Origin of the sequence: Cellulosilyticum sp. ST5, from assembly GCF_046529625.1 — a bacterium.
GTDB lineage: Bacteria > Bacillota > Clostridia > Lachnospirales > Cellulosilyticaceae > Cellulosilyticum > Cellulosilyticum lentocellum.
The window spans coordinates 3,381,403-3,399,399 of record NZ_CP132338.1; the positions used below are offsets into that span (position 1 = coordinate 3,381,403).

The 17,997-nt window shown below is 33.6% G+C and carries 9 protein-coding genes; all 9 read right to left on the reverse strand.

Going from position 1 to position 17,997, the window contains the following annotated elements; genetic code table 11:
- Window positions 1-252: 252 nt before the first annotated feature.
- The 9 genes from QTL86_RS16430 to QTL86_RS16470 all read right to left on the reverse strand — a co-directional run bounded on the left by QTL86_RS16430 (window position 253) and on the right by QTL86_RS16470 (window position 17,753).
- Window positions 253-657 carry a hypothetical protein gene (locus QTL86_RS16430; RefSeq protein ID WP_410495470.1) on the reverse strand — a complete coding sequence of 135 codons (405 nt, stop codon included), beginning with the start codon at window positions 655-657 and terminating at the stop codon, window positions 253-255.
- Window positions 658-875: 218 nt separating this feature from the next.
- Complete coding sequence (locus tag QTL86_RS16435; protein ID WP_410495471.1) at window positions 876-1,622, reverse strand: hypothetical protein; 747 nt, start codon at window positions 1,620-1,622, stop codon at window positions 876-878.
- Between the two features lie 237 nt (window positions 1,623-1,859).
- Entirely contained in the window at window positions 1,860-1,982 is a 123-nt protein-coding gene (locus tag QTL86_RS16440) for a hypothetical protein (protein WP_410495472.1), read from the reverse strand.
- 109 nt (window positions 1,983-2,091) lie between these two features.
- Window positions 2,092-2,604 (reverse strand): hypothetical protein, encoded by a 513-nt coding sequence (locus QTL86_RS16445; protein ID WP_410495473.1) that lies wholly within the window; start codon window positions 2,602-2,604, stop codon window positions 2,092-2,094.
- A gap of 186 nt (window positions 2,605-2,790) precedes the next feature.
- A complete protein-coding gene (locus tag QTL86_RS16450) occupies window positions 2,791-4,161 on the reverse strand; it encodes a hypothetical protein (protein WP_410495474.1) in 1,371 nt (456 codons plus the stop codon).
- An 11-nt stretch (window positions 4,162-4,172) separates the two neighbouring features.
- The gene (locus QTL86_RS16455) at window positions 4,173-13,628 is read right to left on the reverse strand and encodes an RHS repeat-associated core domain-containing protein (protein ID WP_410495475.1); all 9,456 of its coding nucleotides are present in this window, start codon (window positions 13,626-13,628) and stop codon (window positions 4,173-4,175) included.
- Between the two features lie 239 nt (window positions 13,629-13,867).
- A complete protein-coding gene (locus QTL86_RS16460; protein WP_410495476.1) occupies window positions 13,868-15,784 on the reverse strand; it encodes a glycoside hydrolase family 127 protein in 1,917 nt (638 codons plus the stop codon).
- A gap of 167 nt (window positions 15,785-15,951) precedes the next feature.
- Window positions 15,952-16,833, reverse strand: a complete 882-nt coding sequence (locus tag QTL86_RS16465; RefSeq protein ID WP_410495477.1) for a helix-turn-helix domain-containing protein — start codon at window positions 16,831-16,833, stop codon at window positions 15,952-15,954.
- A gap of 437 nt (window positions 16,834-17,270) precedes the next feature.
- Complete coding sequence (locus QTL86_RS16470) at window positions 17,271-17,753, reverse strand: hypothetical protein (RefSeq protein ID WP_410495478.1); 483 nt, start codon at window positions 17,751-17,753, stop codon at window positions 17,271-17,273.
- Between the last annotated feature and the right edge of the window lie 244 nt (window positions 17,754-17,997).

The window sequence follows — 17,997 nt, forward strand, 5'->3', positions numbered from 1 at the left end:
GTTATTTTATAATTTATAAGCCATTGATTAAGTTGATAATGATGATTTTCATATTTAATTCCATAAAAATCATCAAAATAGGCTATAGCACAACTCTTTATCGTAAGATGTTTGTGTTATAGCCCTTTGCATTTTTGTTTACCTTGATACAAATAATAGTATTATCTCTTTTATCTGTTTCTTACCATTAACCTCATTTAAAAATTCAGCCAACTAAGTTCCAGCACACCTGATTTCTCTATGTTTTCAGTACTATTTGTATTTTACTAAACCATAAATATTTTCATGATGAAGTACCCAGCATTGCTTTAATTCAAAGCTAATAATAAATGCCTCTTGATTAAACATAGGCTCATTATATTTTATAGCATATGCTTGACAAAAATCATCAAGTTGTTGACTATTGACTTTAAATACTCCACCCCTATCATTACCATTGCTTTGCATATAGGATACTTCGGTTACAATATATAATGTTCCTTTAAAACTTGCCAGTTGCTCTAGCTTTGTTAGCATTTCTTGATCAGATGTATTATGGATATCTATTGAAGACCATTTTGTGTCTAACAACATTAAATCATCTATGCTGTGAAACTTAATATTAAACTCTTGATTTATTCTATTTTTCAGCTCTTCCCTTGTTACTATGGTATACATATCATATCTCCCCTCTGTATATATTCTTTAGACAACTATCTACTATAATACTAGATAAATATCCTCAGCTATTACCGCTAGCACTCTATTTCAATAATGTTACTATTGCCATCATATTCTCAGTAACAAATGTGATGTTCTTTATTCTCTTTTAATTCACATATATAGTCTCCCCAAATTGTAAATAACCCTTATCACTAGATTAAATACACCTATAATTAACATTCACAATATACTAATAGTTCAACTCTGCATTCTTCAGCATCCATTGCATCACCGTATCCCATTATACTTTGCTCAGCTCCTATATCAAATAACTTAGCCAGTTCCTCTAACCTATATTCAGCGAAAATATATTTCTCTCTATTTAATATATTTTCCATCTTAGGTAATTCCGCCATTTTATCCTCATGATCAGCCCCATGTATTTCATCCAACATTGAAGCTAGTAATAAATATGTCTCTTCACTTTTTACTTTACCTTCATTAAATGCCTTATATATATCTTCTTCTCCATACTCTTCTTTTAAAAGTCTTACCCATTTATCTGGGCTTCCTTTTAATGCTTCCTCCATTTCTGGCGTCACAGGCTCCCCCCAATAGTTAGGGCAATTATTATATTGATCAATACATTCTCCATTTTCAAAGAGTTGGAGTATTAAAATATCACTATCATAAACCATTGCCGTATATGCTAGTGTTTGGAACTTCTTCGTTAATAGTCTACCTAACTCCTCTAATCTTTCTAATTGACCAAAGTCTGCTTCCTGCATATAAACGCCTACCCATGGCTTCCCTTCTGTCGTAGCTAGCACGATGTCCTCACCCTCAGCACCTTCTTCTGTGCATAACACTAAGCCTTGCTTGTCCATTATTTCTGAAATACTTTCAATAACCTGCTTCTTTGTTTCCTCAATATCTTTTCCCTTACCCCAAACCTGTAAATTTCCTATGTTTGCCCCCATTTATTTTTCTCCATTCTATTTAAATTAGTTTATTGCTTTTATTATGCTATATATTCTAAATATTTTTAATATTAATTTTCGTAAAACATAAAATCTATCATAGGAAAGGGCTACGACACAATTCTTCACCTAAACTGAGCTTCAAAAATACTTTTCATGTTTTATTCATTTGAATAGGCACTACTGTATATTAATCAAATAGTACACGCCTCCCTCTAATATATGTATGTCATTTATCTAAAGTCTCCCTATCCTCATTATAATTTCCATTAGATATTCTACTTCTACTTTTTCTACTCTATCTATTTGCCCATTCAGGAGACAGAGTCCATCACCTAGGTTTAATTGTGCTGCTTCCATCCAGCCTTTGTCTTCTACATAGAAAAGATGAGTTTCTGTAGTGTGAATAGTGGGGTAAATACATGGTTATATACCTTAAATAATTTGTCAAAATTAAGCCTGAGTGTGCCTATTCCCTCTTTTGATACATGACTAGTGTGAGTCCTAATTCTCCCATTATCTCATCTCCCCACTCCACTACAATTTTTTCATCTGGAAATAATTCTTTGGCTCTTTTTTCCCAGAAATACTTAATAACCTTACAAAAATTATTAATCATATGCTCATCATCATAAAGTACAGAATCTCTATTAATATACTCTCCATCGTTCACATCCCAAAAATAGTCGTATACACTCCAACTATTTACCCACTGCACTACTTCTATTTTATTTCCTTGAAATTGTTCTTCAAGCTTACGCACTGCTTTAATAGCTTCCTCTCCTCTTTCTTCAAACAAATCAGCCAAGAAAACATACTCTCCAACTTGTATCATATCCGGCCATAAAATATTAACTGTTGCTAAAAAATCTTCTATATTTACGCCCAGACAAAAGTGATTAAATAAATCACACCCTTTGTAAAGATTAAACTGATTATAAACCGAATGATCTACTGCTCCTTTTATTAACTTAACTTCCATCGCTTATCACCACCTAAATAAACTTTCAACACATTTTCTATTATTAAAGTAAAATCTAAATAATAAAAGAGATAATACCTGCCAATTTGTAGTATTATCTCTTTTGCTTATCTCTTAAATATTAATTCTAGGTCACCTATCTTAATCTTCTAATAGCAATTCTAAAAATCCCAATATTCCTTTGGATTAATACGTAATAAAGTCTACATCTTTCCATTCTAGATACCTATCTACTATAACATTTTCAATAGATTTCCATTCATATAGATGATCCTCTATTGTTTTATGTATCTGTTTAGAACAATTAATAATCACCTCTTCTCTTCCTAAGTAAATAAGGTTGTATTTTTTTATATCTTCCTCATCCATGGTGTCTAATATCATATTATAATTTAAACGTTGGTTTTCCACGTATTTGCTAGGGTCTTCTAAAGGCATCATAGGTAATAATGGTGTTTGTCTAATCATTTCTGAGCTAGGTAATTCATCCCCTAACCACTGATATACTTCTATAACAGGATTAATACAGGCTTTTTCTTTATCCCATAGTAATTCTATTACTCTAAATAGTATATATTTATTTAGTAAGCCTTTTTCTTTGCTATACTCAGTATTAAACTTATACGCAAATACATCTCCTAACTTCCACTGGTAAGTGTTAAGTTTCATATGTTCTTGCCCATCGACATGACTTGGAATATTTTCTACCTCCTTCCATACTAAGTATCTATCAATAAAATATTCCTCTATCCATTTATATAAAAACATTCCCCCTTCATTTGTATATCTTTTTTGTTGCGGTATAACGCTTATGGCAGGAGAATTACCCAAATAAAATAAACTTCCTTTTTTTATTTGCCTTTTACTCGATATATCGATATTCCATTCATAAGCTATTGATTTTAACTTTAAATAACCTTCTGGATGTTTTATACCCGTTGAAGGTAATAAACATTCCTTATAAATAACATCTAAACCTGGTAATTCTTTTCCCATCCATTTATACACCTGTACAACAGGTTGTATACTATTATCACTTTTACTCCTTACTAATTGAATAACTCTAAAAACCATATAGTGATTTTCTACCCCCTTTTTCTTGCTATAATCAGAGGTGAATTGATAGGCAAATACATCCCCTAGTTTCCACTCACACTCATATGGTTTTGGAACACGAATTTTCTTTTCTGCTGGCATAGGTGAAAGTAACTTTTCTCTTAATTGTTCTAACACTTGCTCACGTTTTTTATAATCCGTGTTACTACACTCTTCCCATGCTTCTAACCCTTTTCCTGTTTCAAGATAACCTAAAGCTCTAGCCTTAACTCTTTCAGAAAGCCTTCCATATTTCCACTCTAAATCTGCCAGAACTAACCATGCATCTATTGTTTCATCGTCTTCGTCTTCATCCTCACATTCCATTGTATCCTCATATTGTTCTATTGTCAGACGTTCAACTTCTTCTTTTGTCTTTCCTTCTTTTAGCAGTCTCATATAAGTTCCTTTTAAATCTAATGCAAGATCATTCGAATAAAGTCCTGTACCCCATGTTCCCATATTTCTCCTCCTTATTTAATAAATCCTAGCAATGCAGCTTCATCCTCAAAGTAACCTGCATATATAACTAGTAACTCCTTCCATTCTTCAGCATTTATATAATCTCCCATCCCACCATATTTATCTACTTTACCAGATGCAATCTCCCGTCGCATATTTGCCAACTTATCTAGTGTGTATGCTGATATATATGATTGCTCAACTAATCTAGACATCCTTTCAGATAGATTATCCTGAAGAACTATCATTTCCCAATCTTTTCTTTCTAGTTTTCTTTTATGCTCATTGAGTCTTCTTGCAACATCATCTGTTCTTCCAATATATTTTACTTCTCTTGTCTCAGCAATTTCGTCAAATAAGGCATATACCGCAAACCTCTTTGTTTCATTGCCTGGCTTAACCTTTTCACCATTTGCAACTATTTTATTAGCTTTATCTACTAAACTAGCTAACAGTATATTTATATCTGCAGCATATTCTTCTAAACTAGGAATATCTAATGCTCCAGGAACTAAAACATCCGCTAGTCCATTAAATGAGATGTTTCCCACCTCTGAATATGCAATTTTCATTAACTGCATTCCTGCACGTAATGCAACTGAACTAGCAAACCTATAGGCAGCATCTGCCATGCTCATCGTTTCCATTGTTGCAGTTGATTCAGCTATGCTATTCATACCTGTCGGATCTGAATAAGTAATCGGATTCGCATTAGCATACATATATTTATGCAAACTAGCTGGCTCAAATAGACTACCTTCGTAAACATCTCTTGAGGCAAATACACCATTTCTTGGATTCATATACCTTGCTCTTAAGTAATAGAATCCACTATTAGCATCATACTGTTCCCCTCTATATAGATAACTATTTTCTGTATCACCTGTTTGACTAAGTAAATTACCAAAGCCATCAAATAAATAGGTATCTGTAATAATCCCTTTTGAGTCACTTAACATTCTTACATTTAGAAGTCCATCAAAAAGATAGTATTGCTTACCTGAAGAACGTTCTAAACTTATTAATTCGCTTCCATAGCAATAGTAGGTCACAACTCCTGTCTTATGGTTGGTTTCTGCAATCACTCTAGCTAATCCAGAGGTTTCAACAAGATACTGTATCTTCTCTGTACCATTGATATTCTTTTGAATGCGATTACCTTCCCAATCATACTCATATGTTTCTACTACTTTAACATTTTCTTCTTGCTTAATAAATTTAATTAACTTATTTTCAAGATTATATTGATACTCTGCTATTTTTTGCTGATTTTGATTCTTGCTTATTAAATTTCCATTTGAATCATATTGATAGGTTAGGTTTCCTTCACTAATTAATTGATCATTCTCATTATATGTATACTTTATTACTATACCATCTTGCATCTTACTCAGTCTATTACCTACTTTATCATACGTATAGGATATTTCACTGATAGTACCATTACTTTGAATTGTTTTTTCATAAATTAATCTATAAACTTCATCATACTTGTATTGTGTATGCGTTCCATTTAATTCTGTTATTTCTAATCTCTGACCAGCCTTACCAAGCTTCATTGTATAGCCTTCAATGCACTGTCCTTGATTATTGAAAACTTTCTCTTCTGTAAGCCTATTTAAATTATCGTAGATATATTGAACTACAATGCCATTTGGATATACAATACTCTCTCTGTTCCCATTTTGATCATAAGTATATTTTGTTATTTGTCCATTGTCCTCAACACTTGATAAACGTTCTAAATCATCATAAGTATAATTAATCGTTTGATTATCTACTTTAATCTGAGCTAAATTCCCTGAAATGTCATATGAATAAATAAACTTAACACCATCTGGATTGGTTTTTGTATATAGCTGTCCTTCTGAAGTATATTCGTAACTTGTTGTACCTTTTTCACTAATTACTTGTTTTATACTTCCATCATTTGTATAACTAAATAACGTAGCATCACCATTAGCTAAAGTCTTTTTAATTATTCTGCCATTATGATCATATTCATAACTTGTTTTACTGCCATTATAATCTACACTTTCTACCCTATTTCCAACTTCATCATATTTGTTTACAGAAGTCATTCCTAATGGCAGTATAGTTTTAGTCCTTCTTCCTAACTTATCATATTCATATTGAGTACTATGTCCATTTGCATCAATAACCTTAACTAAGTTATTAAAATCATCGTACTCATATTTCCACTTAGAACCATTTGCATTAGTAACAGATGTAAGTAAATTTCTATTATCATAAGTGTATAATGTTTTGTGACCTTCTGCATCGGTTTCTTCTAAAAGTCTTCCCATTTCATCATAATTAGCTTTGGTACTGGTTCCATCTGGATAAACTGTCTCTATCTTATTTCCATAGGCATCATATGAAAAACTATACTTATTCCCCTTAGCATTTATCATTGTAGTAATTCTAGATAACTCGTCATATTCATAATTAGTTTGATTACTGTAACAATCGATAATACTTGTATTTCTACCCAACTTATCATACTTATAAGTTGTAGTACTACCATTAGCATTTATTAATTCTGTAATATTACCTATGGCATCATACTTATATTGATTAATAGTTCCCTGATTGTTGTAGGTCCTACTTATTCTTCCTAACTTATCATATTCGTAATAAGTTACTTTTCCTCCTCGAGATATTGTTTTAGTATTTCTACCCTCTGCATCATATTCAAATTTTTCTATAGTATTATCAGGATAATAAACTTCTATTAAGTTACCTAAATCATCATATCGATATTCAGTCCTATTTCCTTTTGCATTGATAAATGCTGAAATTTTCCCTGTGCTATAATATTCTGCTCTTGAAACATTTCCCTCTGCATCAGTAACCTCTACTTGATTTCCAAGTGCATCATACTTTATAAACTTTGTAATAGTCTGCATTTCACCTTGGGAAGCTCCTGTTATACTTGAGCTTAATATATTTCCATTATCATCATAGGTATAACTTAATATTCTGTCTGTATCATCAACTTGTGAAATTATTTTACCATCTTCGTTATAAGTATATTGCACCTTTCTTCCAATAAGATCTGTAAATCCTACTAAATACCCATTTGCATCATATTCAGATTTTATTCCTCTTCCGTCATCATTGATAATAGCAGTTACTTGTCCTTTGGAATTGTAGTCATAATTCAAGATATTACCTTGCAAATCTTGTATTGTAGCAATCTTACCATTGGTATCATAAGTAGTTAAAATCTGTTCACCCAATGGATTCGTCATACTTATTAGCTTATTATCATCTGTATATTTATAGCTCCATACATCTCCCAGTGCATTTTGTCGTAATGTCTGATTACCTTTTGAATCATATTCAAATTTAGATACGTTCCCTAATGCATCAGTTATAGATAATATATGTCCTTCATCATCATAAGTCATCAGTGTGGTATTACCTAATCGATCTTTAACTACTTCCTGCCTACCTTCAACATCATGACTGTACTCCATTCTATTTCCTTTTGCATCAATGGAAGCTACCAAACGTCCATTTTCATCATACTCATTTCTAGCAATAGCAATTCCTCTTGGGTCTATAATTTGTGCTAGATTATGCTTATTGTCATAAATGAATTGCACTGATTGATCAAGTGAATTAATAACCTCTACTAAATCCCCGTTGTTATCATAAACATATCTTGTAGCATTACCTGCTAAATCAGTAGCTGATATAATACGTTCTTCGCTATCTCTTGTGAAAGTAATGCTTTTGCCTGTTGAGTTTGTGATACCGTTTTTGTCTACAGTAATTTGATTGCCATTTTTATCTGTGATGCTTTGAATGCCATTTTGTTTATGGAATATGATTTCAGTACCATCTTCTCTGGTGAGTTTAAATACCTGTGGATCCATAGGTTGGTCAAGATTAGAATATTCACCTTCTGGGAAGAACGTAGTAGTACCTAATCCCCCTGTGCATTCCATCGTCTTGTTACCCACTATTTCTAGCTTGACTTTACTATTGGTCTTACATCTATACGTGGCATCTACTATACGTATGGGTACAATAGGGGTTTGACCTTTATAGTCTATACCCACTTCGAAGGTATCACTTTTGCCATCTCCATAGGTGATGACTACATCATGGCTTTGTGTAGGTTGAAAACTATATTGAGTAAACATCCCTACTTTTTTACTGATTTGTTCCCAATTAGCGCCTAGTTCAGAGCCCTCGTACATTTGAATGCTATTAAGCCCCAATGTCCAACCAACGCCAAAATCCCCTTTCTGCTTATTAAAACTATTATAGTTTCTCGTCACAGACATATTCACGCCTGCCACATTAGCTGAAATATCAGTAAATCCAATAGACATTTGACCTATTTTCATATCACCAGCTACATGATAGGTAGTAGTTAATTTATTGATGGTTCCTCCCTTGTCTTCTGCAACAAGTTGTATTTCATACATACCATTTTCTAATGCTGTTGGATCAAATCTACCTAACACTTCATCTTCTTTTGACACTGATTCTTCTGAAAAAACAATATAATCTTCTGTTCCTTTTAAGCGATATTGTAAATAATATCTTTCTAGGGCTTTATTATCCTTGGCTGTCCCTATTATATCTATAGGCGACGTAATAGTAGCGCCTGGTTCTGGTGAATTAATCATCACCTCTGGTGGTACTTTATCTTCTGGATCAATAATGCGGCAAGTTATTGTTTCTCTTATTTCCTTGCCTTCTAATGTAATTGCTACAGCTTCAACCTGTACAATTTTTGCCTCTGTACAAGTAAATGTACCTACTCCATTTATTAGCTCAATTGGACTTCCATCTACATAAACAGTTATCGCTTGAACAGGTACACCATTAGTAATACCTGCTTGTACTGTAACAGGTGTTCCTACATTGGCTACTGTGGTTGATGTCATAACAGCTAATATAGGTTCTTTATTAATAATGTCACCTACAATGTATTTCACTATTATTCCTGCAGTATTACCTCCCATATCTTCTGCTATTAGCTTGATTTGATAAATGCCTTTTGGTAAATCTGCTGGATTAAATTGTCCTAATACTTGATTTGCCTTAGCTGATGTACCTTCTGCAAAAGTAATAAAATCTTCTGTTCCATCTGGTGCATATTGTAACGTATATTTTTTTAACTGCGTTTCATCTGTCACAGTTCCTATAATATCTATAGGTTTTGAAATAGTACTTCCCACCGTTGGAGATGAAATGTTAGCTATGGGATTTACTTTGTCTCTAGAGTCAACGACTTTACATATAGTAGTCTTACTACTCTCATTGCCACTGGTATCTATAGCAATAACCTTTATTTCTATATTACCAGCCTCATTATTGGAGAAATTAATCGTTCCTGGTGCTTCCATCTCCAATTTATCATTTACATAAACTTTAACAGATTGCACTCCTACATTATCTGTAACCTGAATCTTAGCTGTTACCTCTTCTCCAACTTCCACTTGCTCTTTAGTTAAGCTAATGGAAATCTTGGGTGCTTCTTCATCCACTCGTTCTATACATGATATGGTGTAATTCTTAGTTGCTATGTTGCCCGCTTTATCACTGGCATTAACCGTTATAGTGTTTTCTCCTATAACTAAATTTTCTATTGGAATAATTGCTTGAATAGGTAGTGATTCACCGTTACATACGAATTCAATCTTCTCCACTCCAATGTTATCCGTTATCTGGAGAGTCGCATATGCTGTTTCTCCTTGATAATAAACTTCTTTATCAAATGTTACATTAACTACAGGTTCTTCTTTATCATTACTTACCACAACTATTTTTCCTGATGAAGTGTAAGTTCTTCCTAAATCTGAGACAATAGTTGCTGTAAATAAATAAGTCCCTGTTACAGAGGTATCTATCACGTATTTTCCAGCGTCATCGATAGATACTGCCTTATTGTTTAATGTATAAGTTGCACTACGAATGTTTTGTATGCCTGTTGTTTTGACTTCAAAATACGCTGATTCATTTTGAAGCGTACTGTCTGATGAAACAGTAACTGACACACTTGGTTCAGCGCTGTAAACTAAGATAGTATACTGCTCACTTTTCTTATTTCCTGCTGCATCCCATGCATTAACTTCTATGCTATTTTTACCAAGTACTAGATTATCAATTACTATACTTGGTTCTATAGCAAACTCTTTTCCATTACAACTAAATTGTACTTTCTCTACACCTACATTGTCTGTGACTACTAATTGAGCAGTTGCCTGATCTCCTTCGTAATAGGTTGACTTATCAAAAGCTACTTTGACAACAGGTGGTTCTTTATCCTTAGACACTACGGAGATTGTCTCCGTGGCACTATAAGCTTCCCCTGATAAAGTAGAAATAGTTGCTGCAAACCTATATTCTCCTAGTTCTGAGGTATCTAAGTGATATGTACCATTAATAAGTTGAACTTCTTCTCCATTTAATGTACAGGTTATAGATTTAATTTTGTCTTCGTCTGTTGTTTTAACTAAGAATGAAGCTTCTTCATTTTGTTCTACGATATTACTTGAAGCTTTTACACTAATCGTTGGAATAATGGTATAGACTTCAATCTCATATTCTTTCTTATCAAAATTACCTTTTGCGTCATAAGCATAAGCAGTAATATGATACCTCTGGTCTTTCCCTGGCATCGCTAAAGTGAAGCTTCCATTCGCTGAAACTTCTATATCTTGACCATCTGCTTGCACTTTATAGCTTACTATTTCAGCTTCATTAAGCGACTTAATTTGAGCATTTATGATTTGCCCTTGTTCAGCTCTTTTAGGTAAACTTACAAAAATGCATGGTTTATTACTTTTATCACTGCCTAAATGAATATTTTCATCACTCTTAGTTACATTAAGCACACTACCATTGAGTAAAATATCATCGGCATAGATGGCTCCCCTTAATGTTGTATCATATGTATTAATGGTCACCTTTCCATTAGGTGCATATAATAATCCATTAACTTGAATCTGAGAACCATTTATTGTAATATTACCTTCCTCAGAATATAAACAAACACTTCCTTCTCCAGAGAAACTCATTACATTATAATTAATGTTTCCTTTTGCAATAATGGTGCAATTTCCTTTAAAAGTGGTTCCACTAATGTCTACATCCCCATTAACTTTAATGGCTTGTTCAATGATATTTTGATCCTTAATATACGATATACCTTCATCATAAACCCTACATTCTCCTGCTGCTTCTAGAATGGCATCTTCTAAATCCGGCATTTCTAAGGATTCAACTTTTTCATTAACTGCATCTACTTCTTTCTTCCAGCCTGCTATTATTGCACTTCCTGTTGTATCAATACTACCTGTTACATATAATTCTGAAACTTGACTTTTAAAATCATTCCCTGTATAAATATCACCGATAACATTGCACTTCCAACCACTTAATGTCAAACCATTAGATGGATGTGCTGCAAAAAGGGCATACTTTAATTCAATCTCTTCTGGCAAGCTTGCTGGTACTGTAAGTGTCCCCTCTGTAATTTCTGTCAATACTTCAGATAAGTTTTCACTTTGATAGCTTACTTCTATTTGATAATTATAATTTTTTTCTACTGAAAGCTCTTGTAAAACAAAATTATATCCAATGCTATCACTCTCTCCTACATTTAAGCCTTCCTTAGAGATACTTGCTTGTGAAGCGTCTAATAAATAAATACCTTCTTCAGTAGCTATTTTAATCTTTACATTCTTAGCATTACCATTTCCAATATTAGTATAATCTAATTGAATATGTCCTTCCCCATTTTGAACATCACTGTTTCTTAAAGCTAGTTCTATTTTAGGTAAGTTAGCTTCCTTATAGTTGTACTCATAATGAAGAACACTAGAAGTATTATTAGCTTTGTCTAACGCTTTAACATGGATATAGAGTGTATCCTTCATCTCATATTCATCAGGTACTACTACTTTAAAATGACCATCTTCTGTTTCTATTTCATTGTCAGGTATGGTGTCCGGCTTTTGGTCAATTACTATAGAATATCCTTTTATTCCCGACTCTAAATATACAGCCTCCACATTAGATTTCATTTTTTCGCCTGTATCTGGGTGAGTTGCTTCAACATAATATTCATAATCATCACCTAAGTCTTCAGCTTGCAAATCAAACTCCAGTGATTTAGTAACATAAGATGCCTTTAGATTAGATAGCTTAGGTTCAGTAGGTGCACTTAAATCCTGCCCCATGTGATCTACCCAACTAGTTTGAGTTGTTTTTTGGGCTAAGTAGTAGAGTGTGTTCATTAAAAGTTTTTGTTCATCCTCAGTAGCTCTTCCATTAGAATGGCCCGTTTGAATCATGGCGCAGTTATTCCACGTAGTAAGATAGAATTTGTCATCTGATGTAAACTTCATCCATATATCACCATATGGTGTCTGATATGAAATATGTGATGATGGTATGCTTAATATATCCCCAACTTCTCCTATCTTGTATGGATAATTAGTTAATAAGCCTTTTTTTGAAATTTTTATTTTATTACCGCCTTGATTTGCTACAGGCCCCAACGTTAAATTAACATAATGTGCTAGTGCATTAAAATAGGTATGACCTATATAACTATTAATGGTATCATGCCCGAATAATACACCTTTACCTGATTCAATATATTCCTTCATTACATCTCGACTATTTTCATTTAAATCCCAACCATTATTACAGTCCCAGAATCCAAAAACAATAACATCATATTCCCATACACTATTAGGATCTTTATTAAAGTTAGACATACTTATTGCATCACAAGTTATCTTTCTTTCTCCATATTGCTTTACCCATCCTACTAATTGTGGTGTATTAGGATATACTTGCAATACTTTTACTGTATCATTTGCAGGAATACTCTGATACTCAGAGTCTTCCACTAAATCATTCTTATGTTTTTGATAAATCATATAAGAATAATTAATACCCTCTTCTGGTGAATTCCAATCTAGATTAATGCAGTTATTTTCCATGTCAGGCTCTGCACTTAGTGTTACGCCTTTCTTAACTAAGTAACCTGGTACTACTACATCAAAAGTTCCTTGTTTTGTGTATACTTCTGTAAGTTCACTATTATAATAGGTGAGTGTAATCTCACAGGCATAGGTCTGCTCTACTTCAGATATAGGTACTGTTAATATCCATGGCTTAGTAACTGATTGTCCACCCTCTACATCCCCCATTTCAATCTGTAGCTGTGAACCAGTTGTGGAGCATAGACTATCTGTACTCTCGATAAAAGCCACTACATTTTTTGCTTCAATATTAGTGACATTATTACATTTAAGATTAAGATTTACTTGATTATCTACTAGATTTTCTTGACTAATCTCTAGCTCTAGATTTGGTCCAATCTCTTGTACCACTTGCGATGTTGCCATTATTGGTACTGTGTTAATATTCATTGATGTAATGATTAGTATGACCGATAAAATCTTTGACAATTTTCTTTTTAACTCCATAATAGCCTCCCTTATATATTTTTCAACACTAATATTATACTAAATATTTTTAATTTATCAAATATTTAGTATAATATTCAAAATAAAAATAGGCTATTTCTAACACTAGCTTTTACTAGTACTAAAAATAGCCTTTCTTCTACTTCCTAAATAACACAATTAACTTCTATTTTTGATAACCACCAAATGTAAATCATCCATCCAAACTAATAACTTGATCTATACAAAATACTCTTACATCATTCTTCCGGAAACCATACTCTCATCTGATTAAGCCCTCGATTACCCCATGCATAATAGGGAATAAGGGTAATCTTACAAGGCTCTACTTCCGGACGCACAGTGGAATAAAGTAGCTTGCTATCACTCACCTTATACCCATCTACTTTAATCTCAACAATACCATTTAGTTTTTCAGAGCTATAAGCTTTAATCTCTCCCTCTTTCTTTGCTCTCAAACTAAAGACATCTCCAGCATTATCAACCCCCTCAGCGCAGTAGACCAATGGTCCTCTTGAAAATGCCACCTTGCCACTATCAGCTGTAATCTTGCTAGAAGCAAAAATACGTTTAATGCTCATATCAAAGGTTACAGTTATGATATCCTCTGCTGTGAACGCCTTAGTAAGATAAGCATATCCGTTTCTGATCTCATAATCAGCTTTCTTTTCACCTAGCATGATGCTTGTATTTTCACTCCAAAGCGGAAGTCTGATTGCAAGGGTCAAATCCATAGATTCATTAGCTGGCTCAAATCTATAGAGAACCTTATTCTCATAAGGGTAGCTGGTTTCAACTTTAATTTTGCCGTGTGAAGTATCTGTCAGGTCAAGAGTTCCCCCGATGAACAAATGAGAATAAACCGTGTTTCCTCCTTCACTCCATGCATATCTTCCGATAGAGGATAAAAGTCTCGCTACATTGGGAGGGCAGCATGCACAAGTAAACCACTTTGGACGCTGTGGCAGTGCATGGCGGTGAGTAACGGCTTCCCCAGATATGCCAGGTATGCTCTCTAGAGGATTGACATAAAAGAATTTTGTCCCATCTAGCTGCATGCCTGCAAGGACACAGTTATAAAGTGCGCGTTCCATAATATCAGCATATTCATTGTTTTTTTCAAGGTCAATCATCTTCCTTGAGAAGAAAATCAAACCGATTGCCGCGCAAGTCTCTGCATAAGCTGTATCATTGGGAAGGTGATAGTCCTTGGTAAAAGCTTCTCCCTCATAAGCTGAACCAATAGCACCTGTGACATACATTCTGCACTTAGTAATATTCTCCCAAAGTGTCTCACACGCTTTTTTTAGACTTTCATCACCAGTCTCTGCTGCCACATCAGCCATACCTGTGTAAAGGTAAACTGCTCGAACGGCATGCCCTACAGCTTTTGTCTGTTCCCTCACAGGAAGATGATTTTGGGTATATTCCTTATTGTTGCAGTCATTACCCCAAACAGTCCAGTTGTAACGCTCACTTTCCTTTATAAAATAATCACTATCTACACCTCTAACGTCAATAAAGTGCTGAGCAAGACGCTTATACTTCTCATTTTTCGTAAATCTGTACAACCTCATCAGAGCAAGTTCAACTTCAGGGTGTCCTGGATATCCTGGCACTTCATTCTCAATAAAGCGTTCATAAATATGGTCTGCCATACGACACATTATATCAAGTAACTTTGTTTTCCCTGTACATTCAGCATAAGCAACGGCAGCTTCCATCATATGCCCAGCACAGTAAAGCTCATGTGCTTCCTCAAGATTAGTCCAGCGCTTGTCCGGTTCTTTCACGGTAAAGTAGGTGTTAAGATACCCATCCTGATGTTGCGCACGGCCAATTAAGTCAATCACCTCATCACAGCGTTTTTCAAGCTCTTCATCTGAATGCATTAATAGTGTATAAGCAGCGGCTTCAAGCCACTTTGCAACATCACTATCTTGAAAAATCATTCCATAAAAGGCTTCATCACATTTTCCCTTTTCAATCACCTTTGCTGCTAATCTAAAGTTTTCTATGGCATGACTCTTTTCAGCATCTTCAATTTGATCGTTTAATACCTTTTCCTGATAGGGTATTACCGTATCCTTAATAAGTGCTTCGTAATATCCAAAAAATTTATCTGTAACTGTAAACTTCTTTAACATATCATTCATGTCTTACCCTCCCTCGTTAATCTTATATATGTATAATATTCCTTAATGAAGGTAGATAAAATGGATTATATTCCACAATTTATGTATTTTTTTCTGATTTATATTAAATCTGATTTATATTAAATCTGATTTATATTAAATCTGATTTATATTAAGTCTGATTGCTATTAAATTCTTGGGAGATAGACATTTCTAAATTTCTGAGGAGATATTTCATTTTTACGTTTAAATACTTTGCTGAAATAAAATGTATCATAAAATCCTGTCTCACTTGCAATTTCTGCTACTGACATCTCTGTTTCACATAGCAGCCTCTCTGCTTTTCTTATTCTCAGCATCGATTGATATTCCTTAATTGTCATGCCCGTTTTCAGTTTAAATAAGGTACCAATGTATTTGTAAGTCAGCCCAACAGCTTTTTCAAGTTCCTCCGCGGTAAAATTCCGGCAGTAATGCTGCTCAAGGAAATCAATGACTCTTTGTGTTCGCCTATCCTCTTTTGAGCTTTCAACTTTGCCTTGTGCAATATCAAAGCTATGCAGGAGAATTTCCCACAACATGACATTTGCTCTAATCATATCCGTTGCAACTGCTGACTTAAATAGATCGATTAGTTTTTCAATTTCCTTTTCAAATTCGTTGCCAATTGGTAAATTTAAAAGCTTAGGAACGGTTATATAGCAGTTGAAATCCGATGGTGATAAATATTTAGGACCACCATAAATCCTATTATTTTTCAGCTGTGGCATATTTAAAGGGGGTTCATTATTATAAAAATGTATATAATACCATGCTGTCCCACTTTCAAAAGGCTTTTCTCCCCAATGATGCACGCCACTTTTTAAGAAAAATAAAGTATGAGGCGATAATTCATATATAGTGCCATCTTCCACTATTTGCATCCCGCCTTTTAGTACATAAATAAGAACATTAAATTCTGCAATTCTATCGCAATGCACCATTGGTTTGAGAGAAAGCCCAAAATCTGCTTCACCCACTAGTGGCAACGAATTACACGGAATACGACAAAGGTGAGTCGCTCTATTCATGTCTTTTCTTCCTCCTTTACGATGTGCTTTATACCGATTATTCGATATGTCTATTATAATCATTTTCTAAATAAAAGACTATTTCTAACACTATTAAAGCTAATATTCAACATTATCTTATTTTAGATATTGGTATGAGCGAGGTTTTATTACTGCTTAACCTATTTATTGTTAGATAGAAAAATGCTTACACTAAAAGAGGCGCTCTCAAAGGTTGCTTTACCTTTTAAGAACGCCTCTTTTAGCCATTCATTTTTTTAAAGAATGAATGATAAAGTGTATATTTTAGATATTCTTATTTTATAACTGAAAAGTGATGACTTTTTGATTATCATGTGTTGTTTATCGGAACTCCAATATTTTTTATTCTTATAGGATATCTTACTAATACCTTATTTCCAGTAATCCTGTAATTAAACCTCCATTTTGTATATATTTTAATCCTCTATGCTTTGATGGCTTCCATACCATATACTTAAGCCAATTATATAACTTGTAAAACTAATCAAGCTAAATATTTGAAGCCTATCTGCTAGTTGATTTAACTTAAAAAGGTCTAACCATGCCTCCCCATAGGCTAATAAATTGTTTGACCTATCCATTACACTAAGAGGGTGGGCTATTGACTGATTAAATATAAAAATAACCCCTATAACTATAATCATTATGCCCATAGAAGTTGTTCTGGTTACTTTCTTCTTAGAAACCTCCTTAAAATTCAAAGAATAAAAAAGTATACTTGCTAATAAGAATATATTGACCTTAATATTCGTTGGTAATGGTACATCTACTGGTATAATTAAGCCCTCAAATTGAGCAAGCCAAATTCCCGTTTTATACATCAGTATACTTGCTATAATATATATAACACCTGTAATTTGAGCTATTAAAATACATCTTCTAGATACTTGGTTATCCATGATTTCCCCCTGTATGATTACATATCTCTTTTATATGCCGTAATGCATATAGCCTTGGCGCAAATGGTAATATGATCGGTAAAAGTATCATACTCCATACACCTAATATTGCTAATATTCTTATATGAGGTAAACGTGATAATATCATCATAAATGTAAAGCCTGCTGGGAAAATACTGATCACAATATAAATAATACTTCCTACCGACTCCTTCAGCCACTTCTTAAAACCTTTTATCTCTTC

Coding starts and splice junctions, on each gene's coding strand:
- QTL86_RS16455 (WP_410495475.1), bottom strand. CDS start 13,628: ATGGAGTTAAAAAGAAAATTGTCAAAGATTTTATCGGTCATACTAATC.
- QTL86_RS16465 (WP_410495477.1), bottom strand. CDS start 16,833: ATGAATAGAGCGACTCACCTTTGTCGTATTCCGTGTAATTCGTTGCCA.
- QTL86_RS16435 (WP_410495471.1), bottom strand. CDS start 1,622: ATGGGGGCAAACATAGGAAATTTACAGGTTTGGGGTAAGGGAAAAGAT.
- QTL86_RS16460 (WP_410495476.1), bottom strand. CDS start 15,784: ATGAATGATATGTTAAAGAAGTTTACAGTTACAGATAAATTTTTTGGA.
- QTL86_RS16470 (WP_410495478.1), bottom strand. CDS start 17,753: ATGGATAACCAAGTATCTAGAAGATGTATTTTAATAGCTCAAATTACA.
- QTL86_RS16450 (WP_410495474.1), bottom strand. CDS start 4,161: ATGGGAACATGGGGTACAGGACTTTATTCGAATGATCTTGCATTAGAT.
- QTL86_RS16440 (WP_410495472.1), bottom strand. CDS start 1,982: ATGGAAGCAGCACAATTAAACCTAGGTGATGGACTCTGTCTCCTGAAT.
- QTL86_RS16430 (WP_410495470.1), bottom strand. CDS start 657: ATGTATACCATAGTAACAAGGGAAGAGCTGAAAAATAGAATAAATCAA.
- QTL86_RS16445 (WP_410495473.1), bottom strand. CDS start 2,604: ATGGAAGTTAAGTTAATAAAAGGAGCAGTAGATCATTCGGTTTATAAT.